A 16857-nucleotide genomic window follows, 5' to 3' on the forward strand; every position below is an offset into this window, starting at 1 on the left:
CACCGCCGCCGTCCGTGTCGTACCGTGACCCGCATCACGTCCGTACGACAAAACACGAGGTGAACCCCATTGGACACCCAGGGCGGGATCACCGTGCGGCGGGCGCTTGAGCTGCCGGGGCTGCGCGGCGGGCTCCCCGAGGTGGTGGCGGGCGCGGAACGGCTCGGCCGGACCGTGCGCTGGGTGCACGCGGGCGAGGTGCCCAACATCGCCTCGCTGCTCAAGGGCGGCGAGCTGCTGCTGACCACGGGCCTGGGCCTGGGCACCCGCCCCGCCGAACAGCGCGCCTTCGTACGGCGGCTCGCGGACCGGGGCATCGCCGCGCTCGTCGTCGAGCTGGGCCCGCGCTTCAGCCGGCTGCCCGCGACGATCGTGGACACCGCACGCGCGGCGGGTCTGCCGCTGGTGGCGCTGCACCGCGAGGTCCCGTTCGTGACGGTCACCGAGGAGATCCACACCGAGATCGTCAACGGCCACTACGCGCTGCTCCAGCGCGCCGAGGAGGTCCACCGGCGCTGTACGCAGGCGCTGCTGTCGGGCGGCGGGGTGCCGCAGGTCCTGTCGATCCTCGCCGACTTCACCGGCAACCCGGTGTTCCTGGAGACCCCGGACGGCCAGCTGCTCTACGCGGCCGCGGGCTCCGGCGAGGCGGGCGCGGATCCGCTCCAGGTGTGGGAGGGGCTGCGCGGCCAGCGTGAGTCCCGCGAGTCGGGGCCGCCCGCCGGCTCGGTCCTGGTGGACGTACCGGGCGGCGGCCACGGCACCGGCGCGGTGCGGGCCCGGCTCGTGCTGCTCGCGGTCGCGGCCCCGCTGCTGCCGGTCCACAAGATGGCGGCGGAACGGGCGGCGGGCATCCTCGCGGTGGTCCTGATGCAGGCGCGCCAGGAGGAGGAGCTGGCCGCGCGCGGGCGCGGCGACTTCCTGACCGACCTCGCCGAGGGCCGGATCACCGCCGAGGACGCGCCCGGCCAGGCGAAGGTCCTCGGCTTCAAGCCCGGCGAGGGCCCGCTGCTGCCGGTGGTGATGCGGCTGACCACCGAGTTCTCGGAGTCCTCCGCCACCGGCAACTGGGCGGTCCTGGCCCGTGCGGTCCTGGAGGAGCTGTCCTCGGTGGGGGTGCCGGTGCTGTTGGGCGTACGTCCGGTGGAGGGCCGGGTGCCGCTGCTGCTGGGGCTGCGCTCGGAGTCGGAGCGCAACGCGGTCGCGGACCGGGTCGCGGCGGCGCTGCGGGCGGGTGTGGAGCGGGCCGGACTCGCCCGGGCCGGGGCACAGCCGGTCGTGGTGGCCGGGGTCGCCGGCGGCTGGGCGGCGGCCTCGGCGGGGCTGCGGCACGCGGCCGAGACGGCGACCGCCGCCCAGGGCCTGCCCGAGGTGCCCTGGTACGACGCCCGGCGCCTCGACATCGACCTGCTGCTGTGGCGGCTGCGCGAGCACCCGGACCTGGCGGCGTTCGTGGAGCGCGCGATCGGCCCGCTGCGCACCCATGACGCGGCCTCGCGCCCGCCACTGCTGCCGACCCTGGAGGTCTATCTGGCGCACGCGGGCCGCAAGGCGGAGACGGCCCGCGAGCTGCACCTCAACCGGCAGACGCTCTACAACCGCCTCGCCCGGATCGCCGAGCTCCTGGGCACGGACCTGGACGACCCGCAGACGGTCCTGGCCCTCTCCCTGGCCCTGCGGGCCCGACGCCACGTGCCCTGAAACGCCTTCAGTGACGATTCGTCAACTCGTCGTACACGCTGAGCACTTGCGCCACCGTCTCGTCCTCGGTCGGCCAGTCCGCCGCCTGTACGGGTCCGGCCTCGGCGAGTTCACGGCGCCGCGCCGGGTCCAGGAGCAGCCGCGCGACCGCGTCCGCCAGCGCCGGGGCGTCCCCGTACGGAACGAGCTCGGCGGCGTTCCCGACGAGCTCCGGCACCCCGCCGACGGCGGTCGCGACCAGCGGCACACCGAGCCGCAGCGCCTCCTGCGCCAGCAGTGAGCGCCCCTCCCAACGGCTGGGCAGCACGGCCACATCGGCGGCGGCGAGCAGCTCGGTGACGTCGTCGCGCCGCCCGATCAGCCGCACCGGCAGCGCCTCGGCCTCGATGCGCCGCTGGAGGGCGCCCCGCTCCCGCCCCTCACCCGCGATCACCAGGAGCGGTACGGGGTCGAGCCCGCGCCAGCCGTGGGCGGCGTCCAGGAGCACGCCGTACCCCCGGTGCTCGACCAGGCTGCCCACCGCGACGAGCAACGGCCGGTCCACCGCGCCCAGTTCGGCCCGCACCTTGCCGTCCGCGACCGGGACGCGCGGCCCGGGCACCGCGATCGCGGCGAGCCTGGCGTCCCGGGCACCGCACCGCCGGGCGCGGTCGACCAGGTCGGACGAGGTGCCGAGCACCACGGCGGCCGCGCGCACGGCCCGGCGCTCCAGGACGCGCAGCAGCTGCCCCCGCGCGCCCTCGGCGTGGGCACCGGTGTGCCAGGTGACGACGAGCGGGACCGCGCCGCGCCCGCCCGTCGCCAGAGCGGTCCGCACCGCCGCGTTCAGGCCGTGCGCGTGCACCACGTCCGCGCCCGCGCAGACCGCCCGCAGCGCGCCCACCGCGACCGGGTCGCCCCGCCGGGGCACCGGCACGAAGTGCGCGCCCGCACCCCGGAAGTCGAACTCCCGCTCCAGCGCGGCCGGTGCGCACACGGTGACCCGCACCCCGCGCGCGGCGAGGCCCGCGGCGAGGGACCGCACATGCGCGCTGCTGCCCGCGCTGCCGCCGCCCAGCACTTGGACCGTACGCAGCTGTGACACGTGAACAGGCTCCCCGGTCGGCGGTCGGGCGGTGTGGGCCCCGGCCAAGAATGCCAGCCCGTACGGACGTTCCGCTCCCGCCCGGACGTTTCCCCGGGCGCACGGCGGGCGGACCCGGACGAGGGATCACCCACACGGGTGACCCCCGAGGCCCGCGTCCTACGCCCGCCGCTTCCCGTACTCCCCGGTGCGCTACCCCTCGCTCCGCGCGGTGGCCAGCAGCTCCTCCGCGTGGGCGCGGGCGGTCTGAGAGTCCTCCTGGCCCGCCAGCATCCGGGAGAGCTCGCGGACGCGGTCCTCGCCCTCCAGGACGGTGACGCCGGACCGGGTCACCGTGCCGTCGTTCGTCTTCTCCACCAGGAGCTGGCGGTCCGCGAAGGCCGCCACCTGGGGCAGATGGGTCACCACGACGACCTGCGCCGACTTGGCCAGCTTCGCCAGGCGCCGGCCGATCTCGACCGCCGCCCGCCCGCCGACACCCGCGTCGACCTCGTCGAAGAGGTACGTCGGCACCGGGTCGGTGCCCGCGAAGACCACCTCGACCGCCAGCATCACGCGCGAGAGCTCACCGCCGGAGGCACCCTTGGCGATCGGCCGGGGCGGGGCGCCCGGGTGCGGGGCGAGCAGCAGCTCCACCTCGTCGGCGCCGGTCGGGCCGTACGCCACGGTCCGCCCGCCCACCTCGACGCCCTCGGCGTCGTCCACCTGCCGCACCGCGAACGACACGCGCGCGTGCGGCATCGCGAGCGAGGCGAGCTCGGCCGTCACCGCGTCGGCGAACCGCGCGGCCGCCTCCGTGCGGGCGTCCGTCAACTCCTGGGCGAGCAGCGACAGTTCGGCGCGCAGCCCGTCGCGCTCGGCGGTGAGCTCGCCGATCCGGTCGTCGTCGCCGTCCAGCTCGGTGAGCCGGGCCGCGCCCTCCTGCGCCCAGGCCAGGACCGCCGTGATGTCCTCGCCGTACTTGCGGGTGAGCGCGGTCAGCGCCGCCCGGCGCTCCTCGACGGCCGCGAGCCGCAGCGGGTCGGCGTCCAGGTCGTCCGCGTACCCGGCGAGTTCGCCGGCCACGTCGCCGAGCAGGATGGCGACCTCGCCGATGCGCTCGGCGAGCGCGGCCAGCGCCGGGTCGTGGGACCGCACGGCTTCGAGGGCCCGGTGCGACCCGGCGACCAGCGTGGTGGCGTCCACGCTCTCCGGGTCCTCGGGGTTGCCCGCGAGGGCCGCGTGCGCGAGGGCGGCGGCCGACGCCAGCGCCTCCGCGTGGCCGAGGCGCTCCGCCTCCGCCGCGAGCTCCGCGTCCTCGCCCGGCAGCGGTTCGACCGCCGCGATCTCGTTCAGCCCGAACCGCAGCAGATCCGCCTCCTGCGCGCGCTCGCGCGCCCGCGTGGTCAGCTCGTCCAGCTCCACGGCGACGGACCGCAGCCGCCGATAGGCCTCCGCGTACTTGGCGAGCGGTCCGGTCACCGCGTCGCCCGCGTACCGGTCGAGGGCCTCGCGCTGGCGGGCCGGGCGCAGCAGGCCCTGCTGGTCGGTCTGGCCGTGCACCGCGACGAGTTCGTCGGCGAGCTCGGCGAGCACGCCGACCGGCACCGACCGCCCGCCGAGGAACGCCCGCGAGCGGCCCTCCGCCGAGACGGTACGGCTGACCAGCAGCGCGCCCTCGTCGAGCTCGGCCCCGGCCTCCTCCGCCCGGATCGCCGCGGTGGCGCCCGGGCGCAGCGCGATCCGCCCCTCGACGACCGCCGCCTTGGCGCCGATCCGCACCAGGGCGGGGTCGGCGCGCCCGCCGAGCAGCAGCCCGAGGCTGGTGACGACCATGGTCTTGCCCGCACCGGTCTCGCCGGTCACCGCGGTGAACCCGGGCGACAGCTCGACGACCGCGTCGTCGATGACCCCGAGCGACCGTATCCGCATCTCCTCCAACACGCCCCCGACCTTACGAGGTCCCGGGGCCTGATTGCGACGCCCCCCGCACGCTCACCCTCCCGGGCCACCTCAGCTCACCCTCGGGTTAACCCCCGGTTGATCCTGACGCCCGCCCCATTCACCTGCCACCACCCCCGCCACCAGGCTGTTCACCATGAGCACAGGACTGGCCCACTCGGCCCTGCGCGGCCATCGCCCCGCTTTCATCGGTACGTTCGTCGCCGCGATGTTCGCCGCGACCGTGGTGAGCGCGTCGATGACGATGCTGATCAGCACATCCCCCGACGGCCTGTCCGCACCGGCCCGGGCCGCTCTGTCGGCCAATGACATCGGCGACATGTCGGTGGTGATGCTGATCGGCTCCATCTATATGTCGATCTTCGTGATCGCCTCGACGATGGGTACGGCGGTGACCCAGCAGCACCGCGAGCTCGCGCTGGTACGGGCCATCGGCGCCCGGCCCCGCCAGATCCGGCGGGCCGTGGTCGTCCAGGCCGTCGCCGCCGCCGTCCCGGCCGCGGCGACCGGGTTCCTGCTGGGCGGGGGCGTGCTGAGCCGGGTCTGGTTCGCGGGGATGCGCGACCACGGGCTGATCCCGGCGGAGGTGACGTACCGCTTCACCTGGCTCGCGCTGCCGGTCTGCCTCGCGGTCGCGGTCGTGACGTCGTCGCTCGCGGCGCTGCTCGCCTCGCTGCGGTTCTCGCTGCTGCGGCCCGCCAGGGCCCTGGACGAGGCCTTGGCGGGCCGCCGGGGCCTGGGGTGGCTGCGGGGCCCACTGGGTGTCGTCGCGGTCGCGGGGGCGTGCGCGCTGTCCGTCGCGCTCTCCAAGCAGTCTCCCGAGAAGGCCGCCCAGGGCGCGTTCCTGATCCTGCTGCTGTTCTGCGTGGGCGCGGGGCTGCTCGGCCCGAAGGTGGTGGGCCCGGCCGCCCGGCTGGTGTCGGCCCCGGCGCGCCGGTTCGGCTCCAGCGCCCGGCTCGCGATGCTCAACGTCCGCTCCCAGCCGCGCCGTTTCTCCGCCGCCGTGGTCCCGCTGGTCCTGGTCACCGGCTTCGGCCTCACCAAGATCGCCACGCATACGACGGCGGCCCACCGCACCGGCTCCTCGGGCAGCGCGGGCGAGGTGTGGCTGGACTACTTCGGCACCGGCCTGTACGCGGGGTTCGCCGCGATCGCCGCGGCGAACACCCTCGCCATGATCTCCTTCGAGCGCCGCCGTGACATCGCGCTGCTGCGCGTGGTGGGCACGCTGCCCCGCCAGGTGCGGGCGATGGCCGCGTGGGAGGCGGTGATCGTGGCGGCGACCGCCCTGGTGCTCGGCGCGGTGATCGCGCTGGCCACGCTGGCGCCCATGCTGGCGGCCCGGTTCGGCTCGCCGCTCCCGTATCTGCCGCTGCCGACGGCGTCGGCCATCGCCGCCGGGACCGTACTGCTGACCCTGCTGGCGACCGGCCTGCCGGTCCGGGCGGCGCTGCGCCGGCGCGCGATCAGGACGCTGAGCGCGACCTGACCGGCGCGTCCGGAGCTCTTCGCGTCGCGCCGCTCAGTGCGGCGCGCCCCGCCAACCGCTCACCGGCAGCGCGAACTTCGCGACGAGCCGGTCCGTGAACGAGGCGTGGTGCAGCCGCGCGAGGCGCACCGGCACCGCGCCGCGGCGGACCTCCACCCGCGCCCCGGGCGGCAGTTCGACCGTCCGGCGCCCGTCGCACCACAGCACCCCGTGCGGGGTGTGCGGCTGCACCTCCACCGCGAGCACCGAACTCGGCGAGGTCACCAGCGGCTTGGCGAACAGCGCGTGCGCGCTGATCGGCACCATCAGCAGCGCCTCGACCTCGGGCCACACCACGGGACCGCCCGCCGAGAAGGCGTACGCGGTGGAGCCGGTCGGCGTCGCGTACACGATGCCGTCGCAGCCGAACCCGGTCACCGGCCGCCCGTCGATCTCCAGGACGACTTCGAGCATCCGCTCGGGCGACACCTTCTGCACGGCGGCCTCGTTGAGCGCCCAGTCCGTGTGGACCACATCGCCGTTGCTGTGCACCACGACGTCGAGGGTCATCCGCTCCTCGACCTCGTACGCGCGCGTGACCACCCGGTCGACGACCTTGTCCAGGTCGTCCCGCTCGGCCTCGGCGAGGAAGCCGACCCGGCCGAGGTTGACGCCGAGCATCGGCACCCCGGAGGCCCGGGCGAACTCGGCGCCGCGCAGCAGCGTCCCGTCCCCGCCGAGCACGATGAGCAGCTCACAGCCGTCCAGACACTGCGGCGTGGCCTCCTTCACCGTCTGCACGGACGCCGGCAGCGGCAGATCGGCCGCCTCCGCCTCAAGGACCCGTACGCCGATGCCGGACCGCAGCAGCCCCTGCACCACCAGCTCCGCGCTGCGGATGGCGGCGGGCCTCCCGGTGTGCGCGAGCAGGAAGACCGTCCGTACCCCCTCGTGCTGTCTCTGTGCCGCATCTGCCGAACTGGTCGTGCTCTCCAACGCGCTCAACTGGGTCCCTCCGCCACTGCACGGTCGACATCCGCCGGATCGAGCGCGGGCGCCCCCGCCCGCAGCCACAGAAAGTATTCGACATTGCCGGAGGGTCCGGGCAGGGGGCTGGCAGTGACGCCCGCCACGCCGAGGCCGAGCGCGGCGGCCTGCGCGGCCACCGTCCGTACGGTCTCGGCCCGCAGCTCGGGGCTGCGCACCACCCCGCCGCTGCCCAGGCGGTCCTTGCCGATCTCGAACTGCGGCTTGACCATGAGCACCAGATCCGCGTCGGGCGCCGCACACCGCACCAGCGCGGGCAGCACGAGCCCGAGGGCGATGAAGGAGAGGTCCCCCACGATGATGTCGACCGGCTCGCCGTCGATGTCGTCGAGCGTCAACTCCCGTACGTTGGTACGGTCCTTGACGGTGACCCGGTCGTCGCTCTGCAGGGACCAGGCGAGCTGTCCGTAGCCGACGTCCACGGCCACCACGTGCCCGGCGCCGGAGCGCAGCAGGACGTCCGTGAAGCCGCCGGTGGAGGCGCCCGCGTCCAGCGCCCGGCGCCCCTCGACCTTCAGCCCGCGCGGCACGAACGCCGCCAGCGCGCCGGCCAGCTTGTGGCCGCCCCGCGAGACGTAGTCCGGGTCGCTGTCGTCCTCGGCGACCACGATGGCGGCGGCGGTCTCGACCTGGGTGGCGGACTTGGTGGCGACGGTCTTGCCCACGCTCACCCGCCCCGCGGCGATCAGCTGGGCGGCGTGCTCGCGCGACCGGGCGAGTTTCCGGCGGACCAGCTCGGCGTCGAGGCGGCGGCGTGCCACTCCTGCCACGTTCGGTTCAGCTCCTGTTGTCGTACGGATGCGGTACCGGGGCCGGTGGCCCCGGGCGGGCGTCGAGCGCGGTCAGCGTCTCGCGCAGCCCCCGGTGTACATCCTCGTACACCTCAAGGTGTCCGTCCGTATCGAGGTGGTCGACATCGCCCAGCCGCTCGACCAGGGCGTCCACCACGTCGTCGCCGGTGGGGTCGCGGGGGACGCCCAGGGGCGCCGGTCCTACGGCGTCGTCGCACTCGCCGGCGTCCGCCCCGGGCCCCGGCATCAAGTCGCTCATGCCAAGACGCTACCGCGTGGCCCTGGGGTACGGTCGATCACGATGGCGACCACGCAGGAGTGCCGCGCGGCACTCGACAAGCTTTCCGACAATATGGCGGGCGCGCAGGGCGACGTGCGGGCCGCCGCCGCGCTGGACCGCTCGCTGAGCTGCCACATCACGGACCTGGACCTCACGTTCACCGGACGCCTCCAGGACGGCCGTGTCCACGTCCACGAGACGCTGCCGGGCCCGCCGCGCGAGCGCGCCCAGATCCGGCTCGCCCTGCGGGGCGACGACCTGGTGGCGCTGGTCGGGGGCGACCTCGACTTCGCCCGGGCCTGGGCCACCGGCCGGGTCCGCCTGGAGGCGTCCTTCCGCGACCTGCTGCGGCTGCGGACGCTGCTGTAGCGTCCCGCCGGTTCAGGCCGACGCCACCGCGTCCCGCTGCCGGGCCGCGGGCACCACCAGCGGTGTGCCCGTCTCCGGGTCGTCGATGACCTGGCAGCGGACCTGGAACACCCGCTCGACCAGCTCGGCCGTGACGATCTCGGCGGGCGGGCCCTCGGCGACGATCTCGCCGCCGCGCATCGCGATCAGATGCGTGGCGTAGCGGGCCGCCTGGTTGAGGTCGTGCAGCACCGCGACCAGGGTGCGCCCCTGCTCCTCGTGCAGCTGGGCGCAGAGGTCCAGGACCTCGATCTGGTGCTGGATGTCGAGGAACGTCGTCGGCTCGTCGAGCAGCAGCAGCGGCGTCTGCTGGGCGAGCGCCATCGCGATCCACACCCGCTGGCGCTGCCCGCCGGACAGCTCGTCGACGTACCGCTCCGCCAGCTCGCCCACCCCGGTCGCCGCCATCGACTCCCGGACGATCCGCTCGTCCTCGGCCGACCACTGCCGCAGCAGCCCCTGGTGCGGGTAGCGGCCGCGCGCCACCAGGTCGGCGACGGTGATGCCGTCGGGCGCGACGGAGGACTGCGGCAGCAGTCCGAGCGTCCGGGCGACCTTCTTGGCGGGCATCGCGTGGATGGTCTGCCCGTCGAGCAGCACCCGTCCCCGGCTGGGCTTGAGCATCCGCGACAGGGCGCGCAGCAGCGTGGACTTGCCGCAGGCGTTGGGGCCGACGATCACCGTGAACGAGTGGTCGGGGATCTGGACCGACAGGTCCTCGGCGATGACCCGCTGGTCGTAGCCGAGGGTCACCGAATCGGCGCTGAGGCGCTGCATGCTCGTACTCCTGGAATCCGTACGGGGGCTAGGGTCTGTCCGGTGGACCTGCGGGGCGCTCATATCCGGCCCGCCTTGCGCTCGGTGACCAGCAGCCACAGCAGATAGAGGCCGCCGAGCACCCCGGTCACCACGCCCACCGGCAGCTTGCTCTCGCCGAACAGCCGCTGGGAGGCCCAGTCGGCGACGACGAGCAGGGTCGCGCCCATGCAGCCGGCGGCCAGGATGTTCGGCCCGGTGGCACGGGTCAGGCGGCGGGCGAGCTGCGGCGCGGTGAGCGCGACGAACGAGATGGGACCTGCCGCGGCGGTCGCGGCGGCGTTGAGCAGCACGGCGGCCAGCATCAGCACGGTCCGGGTGCGCTGGACGGGCACGCCGAGCGCGTACGCCGCGTCGTCGCCCATCTCCAGCATCCGCAGCGGCCGTCCGTACGCCAGGATCACCGGCAGCAGCACGGCGAACAGCGCGAGCAGCGGCCAGACCTGGGCCCAGTCGCGCCCGTCGAGCGAGCCGGTCAGCCACACCATGGACCGGGTCGCGTCGACCAGCTTCGCCTTGGTGAGCAGGTACTGGATACAGGCGGTGAGCATCGCGGCGGCGCCGATGCCGACGAGCACCAGACGGTAGCCGTGCACACCCTTCTGCCAGGCGAGCAGATAGACGGCGACGCCTGTCGCGAGCCCGCCGACGAGCGCGCCGACGGCGACCTCGGTGGCGCTGCCGCCGAACCACACGATGACGACGAGCGCGCCGACCGCCGAGCCCTGCCCGAAGCCGATGATGTCCGGACTGCCCAGCGGATTGCGGGAGAGGGACTGGAAGACGGCCCCGGAGATCCCGAACGCGGCCCCGACCAGCAGCCCCACCAGCACGCGCGGCAGCCGCAGTTCGTTGACGATGAAGTCCTGCTGCGGGGTGCCCGAGCCGAAGAGGGTGCGGACGACGTCGACGGGCGCGATCTCGAAGTCCCCGCTGCCGACCAGGACCACACCCGCCGCGAGCGCCGCGGCCAGCAGCGCCACGACGACGACCAGCGAGCGGGGGTCGAGCCGGAAGGAGTAACCACCGGGCGTACGAACGGCCTTCACGGGGGAATCCCCCGCCTGGTTCGGTGACTTCACAGGTGGGCCATCCTCTTGCGGCGTACGAGAAAGATGAAGACGGGCCCGCCGATGAGCGCGGTGACGATGCCGACCTGGAGCTCGGAGGGCCGGGTGATGACCCGCCCGACGACGTCCGAGCCGAGCAGCAGCACCGGCGAGAGCACGGCCGCGTACGGCAGGATCCAGCGCATGTCGGGCCCGGTGACGGCCCGGACGATGTGCGGGACCATCAGCCCGATGAAGACGATCGGCCCGCAGGCGGCGGTCGCGGCCCCGCACAGCAGGGTGACGGTGACCATCGACAGCACACGGGTACGGGTCAGATGGGCGCCCAGGGCGCGTGCGGTGTCGTCGCCGAGCGCCATCGCGTTGAGCGGCCGCGCGATGAGCGCGGCGAGCACCAGACCGGCCACCACGAACGGCGCGATCCGCGTGACCGTGTCCGTGTCGGCGGAGGCCAGCGAGCCCACCGACCAGAACCGCAGCCGGTCCAGGGCCGCCGAGTCCATCAGCTGCACGGCGTTGATGTAGCCGTAGAGCGCGGCCGTCGCCGCCGTTCCCGCCAGCGCGAGCCGGACCGGGGTGGCGGCCCGGCTGCCGCCCAGGATGTACACGAGCGCCGAGACGACCGCGGCCCCCGCGAAGGCGAACCACACGTATCCGGTCAGGCTGGTGACGCCGAAGAAGCTGATGGCCGAGACGACGGCGGCGGAGGCGCCCGCGCTGACCCCGAGGATGCCGGGCTCGGCGAGCGGGTTGCGGGTGAGCGCCTGCATCACCGCGCCGGAGACGCCGAGCGCGGCCCCGACGAGCAGTCCGAGCAGGGTGCGCGGCACCCGGGTGTCGTGGACGATGACGTCGTCGGTGGTGCCGGAGTAGTGGAACAGCCCGTGCCAGACGTCGGACACCGGTATCTGTTTCGCCCCGATCGCGATGCTCGCGACGGCCACGAGGGCCAGCACACCCAGGGACACCAGCAGCCCGGCGGCGCGCAGCGCGTGCCGCCGGGGGGTCGCGGCCGGGTTCGGCTTCGGTAGCGCGGGGTCGGTCGTCGCGCCGGGCTCGGGAGGGCTGTCTACCAACACCCGAGTTAGGTTAGCCTACCCTCTCAAGGCTTCGACAGGCCCCTTGATCATCTGCGCGCGGGACAGCGAACGTGCGAGGGAAGAGGAGCGGCCGCAGTCACCCCCGCCCGCTCCCCGGGCGTCACGGCACCTGCCCGCTCCCCGGCGTCACAACCCCAGCCGCGCCAGCACCTTCCCCGCGTCCAGGCCGCACGTACCGTCCTGCGCGTACGTCCACGCCGCCGCGCACAGCGCCCGCAGCCCGTCGATCGGCTCGCCGTCGCCGTCCAGCACGAACACCTCGTCGCGGACGGCGGCCGTCCACCCGCCGCAGCCGAACTCACCGCTGTTTTCGGCCACTTCCGGCTGGCCGGTCAGCATGCCCCGCAGATCCGCGTCCACGAAGGTGGGCCGGTGCTCCGGCCGGGCGGCCAGCAGTTGGGCGCCGTCGGTCACCCCGGTGAGGACGAGCAGCGAGTCCACCCCGCCGTTGAACGCCCCCTCGATGTCCGTGTCGAGCCGGTCCCCGACCACCAGCGGCTTGCGCGCGCCCGTCCGCAGAATCGTTTCCCGGTGCATCGGGGGCAGCGGCTTGCCGGCCACGCGCGGCTCGGCGCCGGTCGCGATCCGCACCACCTCGACCGCCGCCCCGTTGCCCGGCGCGATGCCGCGCGGGCTCGGAATCGTCAGATCGGTGTTGGACGCGAACCACGGCACCCCGGCCGCGATCGCGAAGCACGCCTCGGCGAACCGGCCCCAGGCGAGCTCCGGCCCGCCGTACCCCTGCACCACCGCCGCCGGACCGTCCTCGGCCGACTCCACCGGCACGAGCCCGCGCTCGCGCAGCGCGACCCGCAGCCCCTCCCCGCCGATCACCAACACCCGTGACCCGTCCGGCACCTGCTCGGCGATCAGCCGCGCCACCGCCTGCGCCGAGGTGATCACATCGCCCGGCTCGGCGGGCACGCCCAGGTCGGTGAGGTGCGCGGCCACCGCGTCGGGCGTGCGCAGCGCGTTGTTGGTCACGTACGCGAGATGCATCCCGCCCTCGCGCGCGGTGCCCAGCGAGGCGACGGCGTGCGCGATCGCCTCACCGCCCGCGTAGACCACCCCGTCGAGATCCAGCAGAGCCGTGTCGTACGCCTCGCTCAGCGCCCGCGCGCTGCCGCTCGGCCGGGTCCTGCTCGGCTGGCTCATCCTCATCCACTCCTCGCTCGATGCTCTCCCCCGATCATCGCGCATGTCCGCACCCCACTTACCATGCAGCAATGACCACAACTGGGCGTGCGGACGACGGGCTGCGCCTGATCCCGTTCCGAGGACTGCGCTATGTACCCGAGCGCGTCGGCAGCCTCGCGGCCGTGACCTCCCCGCCGTACGACGTGGTGGTCCGCCCCGACGGCCTGCTCCACCTGGAGTCGGCGGACCCGTACAACATCGTCCGGCTGATCCTGCCGCAGGCGGCCACGCCCAGGGCCCGCCACCAGCAGGCCGCGCTGACCCTGGAGGACTGGCTCTCGGAGGGCGTCCTCGCCCCCGATCCGGAACCCGCGCTCTATGTGTACGAGCAGGTGGGCGGCGGACTCCTGCAGCGCGGGCTGATCGGGGCGCTGGCCCTGTCCGAGCCCTCCGAGGGCGTCGTGCTGCCGCACGAGGACGTGATGCCGCACGTCGTCGAGGACCGCGCCGACCTGATGCGGACGACCGCCGCGCACTTCGAGCCGCTGCTGCTCACGTACCACGGCGAGACGGGCGCGAACGGCAGCGCGGCGGGGCTGAACGGCATCGCGGCCGGCGGCCCCGGCGGCGCGGGCGCGGTGATCGAGCGGACCGTGCGACGCGAGCCGCTGCTCGCCACGACGACCGAGGACGGCTACAGCCACCGGCTGTGGGCCGTCACCGACCCCGCCGACCTCGCCGCGATCCAGGCCGATCTGGCCCACCACCAGGCGGTCATCGCCGACGGCCACCACCGCTGGGCCACCTATCTGCGGCTGCGCTCCGAGCAGTCGGGCCCCGGCCCCTGGGACTTCGGCCTGGTCCTGCTCGTCGACACCGCCCGCTATCCGCTCCGGGTGCGGGCCATCCACCGGCTGCTCCACCGGCTTCCGGTCAGCGAGGCACTGGCCGCCGTGGCCGAAATCGGCGCCTTCCGCGTCCGTACGTTCGCGGTGCCGCTGCCCGACGCGCTCGACGTCCTCGCGGAGGCCAGCGCGGAGGGCAACGCGTTCCTGCTGGCGGGCGACGGCCGCTTCCACCTCCTCGACCGGCCCGACGAGGACCTCCTCGCGCGCACCATCCGCGCCGACCGCCCACAGGCCTGGCGCGCCCTGGACGCCACGGTGCTCCACTCCACGCTCCTGGACCACGTCTGGCGCATCCCGGACACGCCGGAGCACATCATGTACATCCACGACTCGGCGGCCGCCGTCGAGCAGGCGGAACGGCGCGGCGGCACGGCGGTGCTGATACACCCCGTACGCGAGGAGATCGTCCGGGACCTGGCCCGCCAGGGCGTCACCATGCCCCGCAAGTCCACGTCCTTCGGCCCGAAGCCCGCGACGGGCCTGGTGCTGCGGAGCCTGACGGTGAGCTGAGGACCGCTGCTCGCACAACGCGGATACGCGAAAGGGCGGCACCCCGGTCGGGGTGCCGCCCTTCTCACTCAGTGGGTTCAGGCCTTGTCGGCCGGGCCCTTGTCCGCGTCCTCGTCGGCGACCGGACGGTCGGCGGCGGCCCGGTCGGCGACGGGCTCGATGTCGAGGTCGTCGTCGGCGTCCACGTCGGCACGCTCGTCGTCCTCGTCGGGCGCGCTGTCGGACTCACCGGTGGCGTCGAGCTCCGGCTCGGGCTCGTCGGCGATGACGTCCGCGTTGAGCTCGTCCTCGTCCGTCATGGCGTCCACGAAGTCCACGCCGTCCATCTCGGCCAGGCGGTCCGAGGCGTCGGTGGCGCCGTCCTTGTCGGACTCCAGCGCCTTGGCGAACCACTCGCGCGCCTCGTCCTCACGGCCGGCGGCCAGCAGCGCGTCGGCGTACGCGTACCGCAGACGCGGGGTCCACGGCTGCACGGAGTTGGAGGCCAGCTCCGGGCTCTGCAGCGTCACGATGGCGGCGTCGAGCTGGTCCATGTCCCGGCGCGCACCGGCCGCGACCAGCCGCATCTCGACCTGACCGGCCTTGTCGAGCTTCTGCACCTCCGGCGCACCGGCCATCTCAAGCGCCCGCTCGGGCCGGCCGAGGCCGCGCTCGCAGTCGGCCATGACGGGCCACAGCTCGACGTGCCCGGTCATCCGCTTCGCGGCCCGGAACTCGGCCAGCGCCTCGGAGTACTTCTGCGTCGCGTACGCGGCGAACCCGGCCGCCTCGCGGACCGCCGCCACACGGGAGGCGAGCCGCAGGGCGATACGCGAGTACGCGTACGCCTGCTCGGGGTCCTCGTCGATCAGCCGCGCCACCATGACGAGGTTCTGCGCTACGTCCTCGGCGAGGGTCTTGGGCAGGCTCAGCAGCTCCTGACGCACGTCCTCGTCGATCTCGTTGCCGGTGACGTCCGGGTCGATCGGCAGCCGCTTGATCGGCTCACGGTCGCGGTCCCGCTCGCGGCGGTCGTCGCCGCGGTAACCGCCACGGTCGTCGCGGCCGCGGTAGCCACCGCGCTCGTCGTCGCGGCGCGGGCCACGGTCGTCGCGACGGAATCCACCACGGTCGTCACGGCGGTCGTCGCGACGGAAGCCACCGCGGTCGTCGTCACGGCGCGGGGCACGGTCGTCACGGCGGAACCCGCCACGGTCGTCATCGCGGCGCGGGGCCGGGCGCTCGTCACGACGGTCGTCACGACGGAATCCACCACGGTCGTCGTCACGACGCGGGGCCGGACGGTCGTCACGGCGGCCGTAGCCACCACCGGACGGGCGACCGCCACGGTCGTCGTCACGGCGGAAGGACGGACGCTCGTCACGACGGTCATCGCGACGGAAACCACCACGGTCGTCGTCACGACGCGGGGCCGGGCGCTCATCACGACGGTCGTCGCGGCGGAAGCCGCCACCCGTGCCGCCACGGCTGTCGTCGCGGCGGCCGTATCCACCGCCCGCAGGACGGCCACCACGGTCGTCGTCACGGCGGAAGGACGGACGCTCGTCACGACGGTCATCGCGACGGAAACCACCACGGTCGTCATCGCGACGCGGCGCCGGACGGTCGTCACGGCGGCCGTACCCGCCACCGGCGGGACGGCCACCACGGTCGTCGTCGCGACGGAAGGACGGACGCTCGTCACGACGGAAACCACCACGGTCGTCATCACGACGCGGGGCCGGACGGTCATCGCGGCGGAAGCCGCCACCGGAGCCGCCACGGCTGTCGTCACGACGCGGGCCGGAGGGACGGTCGTCGCGGCGGCCGTAGCCACCACCGGTTCCACCGCCGTAGCCACCGCCGGACGGGCGGCCACCACGGTCGTCGTCACGGCGGAAGGAGGGACGCTCGTCACGACGGTCGTCACGACGGAAACCACCACGGTCGTCATCACGACGCGGGGCCGGACGGTCATCGCGGCGGAAACCGCCACCCGTGCCGCCACGGCTGTCGTCACGGCGACCGTAGCCACCGCCCGAGGGACGTCCGCCACGGTCGTCATCGCGACGCGGGCCGGACGGACGGTCGTCGCGGCGGCCGTAGCCACCACCGGATCCACCGCCGTAGCCGCCACCGGACGGACGGCCACCACGGTCGTCGTCACGGCGCGGGCCACGGTCATCACGGCGGTCGTCACGGCGGAAGCCGCCACCGGAGCCGCCACGGCTGTCGTCGCGACGGCCGTAGCCACCGCCGGAGCCGCCACGGCTGTCGTCACGGCGCGGGCCGCGGTCGTCACGACCGCCCCGGTAGCCGCCCCTGTCACCGCCGTCACGGCTGCGCCCCTCGCGCTGCGGACGGTCCTCGGGAGAGTTGGTGGACATCGGTGCGACTCCTGTCTTCGGGTACTGCTAGTCATTCTCGCGCAGTCGGCTGCCCGACGCGCTTCGGTAAATTGAAACAAAAACAAAAAAGGACCCTTGGTCCCAGCGTGAACGCTGGGACCAAGGGTCCTGAAAGATTGTTCGGCGGCGTCCTACTCTCCCACAGGGTCCCCCCTGCAGTACCATCGGCGCTGAAAGGCTTAGCTTCCGGGTTCGGAATGTAACCGGGC

General features: G+C 74.2%; 15 protein-coding genes and 1 rRNA gene. 5 read left to right on the top strand and 11 right to left on the bottom strand.

What is annotated here, in order from left to right:
* Positions 1-69 precede the first annotated feature (69 nt).
* Positions 70-1701 carry a PucR family transcriptional regulator gene (locus tag ACGFRG_RS21530; protein WP_393266064.1) on the top strand — a complete coding sequence of 544 codons (1632 nt, stop codon included), beginning with the start codon at positions 70-72 and terminating at the stop codon, positions 1699-1701.
* Positions 1702-1708: 7 nt separating this feature from the next.
* Here the strand turns inward: ACGFRG_RS21530 and ACGFRG_RS21535 are convergent, their stop codons facing one another.
* Positions 1709-2785 (bottom strand): glycosyltransferase family 4 protein, encoded by a 1077-nt coding sequence (locus tag ACGFRG_RS21535; protein WP_393266066.1) that lies wholly within the window; start codon positions 2783-2785, stop codon positions 1709-1711.
* A 192-nt stretch (positions 2786-2977) separates the two neighbouring features.
* Positions 2978-4696: a DNA repair protein RecN gene (gene recN, locus ACGFRG_RS21540; RefSeq protein WP_393266105.1), complete on the bottom strand. Its 1719-nt coding sequence runs from the start codon at positions 4694-4696 to the stop codon at positions 2978-2980.
* Positions 4697-4862: 166 nt separating this feature from the next.
* Here recN and ACGFRG_RS21545 point away from each other — a divergent pair, with 166 nt between their 5' ends.
* On the top strand, positions 4863-6215 hold the full coding sequence (locus tag ACGFRG_RS21545; protein WP_393266069.1) for an FtsX-like permease family protein: 1353 nt from the start codon (positions 4863-4865) through the stop codon (positions 6213-6215).
* A 33-nt stretch (positions 6216-6248) separates the two neighbouring features.
* Here ACGFRG_RS21545 and ACGFRG_RS21550 read toward each other — a convergent pair whose 3' ends face one another.
* The 3 genes from ACGFRG_RS21550 to ACGFRG_RS21560 are packed head-to-tail and all read right to left on the bottom strand — an operon-like array spanning position 6249 to position 8291.
* On the bottom strand, positions 6249-7190 hold the full coding sequence (locus ACGFRG_RS21550) for an NAD kinase (RefSeq protein ID WP_361421587.1): 942 nt from the start codon (positions 7188-7190) through the stop codon (positions 6249-6251).
* 5 nt (positions 7191-7195) lie between these two features.
* The gene (locus ACGFRG_RS21555; protein WP_361421530.1) at positions 7196-8011 is read right to left on the bottom strand and encodes a TlyA family RNA methyltransferase; all 816 of its coding nucleotides are present in this window, start codon (positions 8009-8011) and stop codon (positions 7196-7198) included.
* Between the two features lie 7 nt (positions 8012-8018).
* Positions 8019-8291, bottom strand: a complete 273-nt coding sequence (locus ACGFRG_RS21560; RefSeq protein ID WP_361421533.1) for a hypothetical protein — start codon at positions 8289-8291, stop codon at positions 8019-8021.
* A 42-nt stretch (positions 8292-8333) separates the two neighbouring features.
* Between ACGFRG_RS21560 and ACGFRG_RS21565 the strand changes: the two genes are divergently transcribed.
* A complete protein-coding gene (locus ACGFRG_RS21565; RefSeq protein WP_393266073.1) occupies positions 8334-8681 on the top strand; it encodes an SCP2 sterol-binding domain-containing protein in 348 nt (115 codons plus the stop codon).
* 12 nt (positions 8682-8693) lie between these two features.
* Here the strand turns inward: ACGFRG_RS21565 and ACGFRG_RS21570 are convergent, their stop codons facing one another.
* From ACGFRG_RS21570 to ACGFRG_RS21585, 4 genes are all read right to left on the bottom strand, one after another.
* Positions 8694-9497: an ABC transporter ATP-binding protein gene (locus ACGFRG_RS21570; RefSeq protein WP_361421539.1), complete on the bottom strand. Its 804-nt coding sequence runs from the start codon at positions 9495-9497 to the stop codon at positions 8694-8696.
* A 59-nt stretch (positions 9498-9556) separates the two neighbouring features.
* Complete coding sequence (locus ACGFRG_RS21575) at positions 9557-10585, bottom strand: FecCD family ABC transporter permease (protein WP_393266077.1); 1029 nt, start codon at positions 10583-10585, stop codon at positions 9557-9559.
* Between the two features lie 29 nt (positions 10586-10614).
* On the bottom strand, positions 10615-11685 hold the full coding sequence (locus ACGFRG_RS21580) for a FecCD family ABC transporter permease (protein WP_393266080.1): 1071 nt from the start codon (positions 11683-11685) through the stop codon (positions 10615-10617).
* Positions 11686-11832: 147 nt separating this feature from the next.
* Positions 11833-12861 (bottom strand): HAD hydrolase-like protein, encoded by a 1029-nt coding sequence (locus tag ACGFRG_RS21585; protein WP_361421545.1) that lies wholly within the window; start codon positions 12859-12861, stop codon positions 11833-11835.
* 71 nt (positions 12862-12932) lie between these two features.
* On the opposite strand from ACGFRG_RS21585, the gene ACGFRG_RS21590 reads away from it, so the two are divergent.
* A complete protein-coding gene (locus ACGFRG_RS21590) occupies positions 12933-14261 on the top strand; it encodes a DUF1015 domain-containing protein (protein WP_361421548.1) in 1329 nt (442 codons plus the stop codon).
* Between the two features lie 77 nt (positions 14262-14338).
* Here the strand turns inward: ACGFRG_RS21590 and ACGFRG_RS21595 are convergent, their stop codons facing one another.
* Positions 14339-15187: a hypothetical protein gene (locus ACGFRG_RS21595; RefSeq protein ID WP_361421550.1), complete on the bottom strand. Its 849-nt coding sequence runs from the start codon at positions 15185-15187 to the stop codon at positions 14339-14341.
* Between ACGFRG_RS21595 and ACGFRG_RS21600 the strand changes: the two genes are divergently transcribed.
* The gene (locus tag ACGFRG_RS21600; RefSeq protein WP_393266108.1) at positions 15179-16702 is read left to right on the top strand and encodes a hypothetical protein; all 1524 of its coding nucleotides are present in this window, start codon (positions 15179-15181) and stop codon (positions 16700-16702) included. The two genes, ACGFRG_RS21595 and ACGFRG_RS21600, sit on opposite strands and share 9 nt — an antisense overlap.
* A 64-nt stretch (positions 16703-16766) precedes the next feature.
* Here ACGFRG_RS21600 and rrf read toward each other — a convergent pair.
* Positions 16767-16857 (bottom strand): 5S ribosomal RNA (rrf, locus tag ACGFRG_RS21605); the annotation flags it as partial.

Origin of the sequence: Streptomyces sp. NPDC048696, assembly GCF_043198895.1 — a bacterium.
GTDB lineage: Bacteria > Actinomycetota > Actinomycetes > Streptomycetales > Streptomycetaceae > Streptomyces.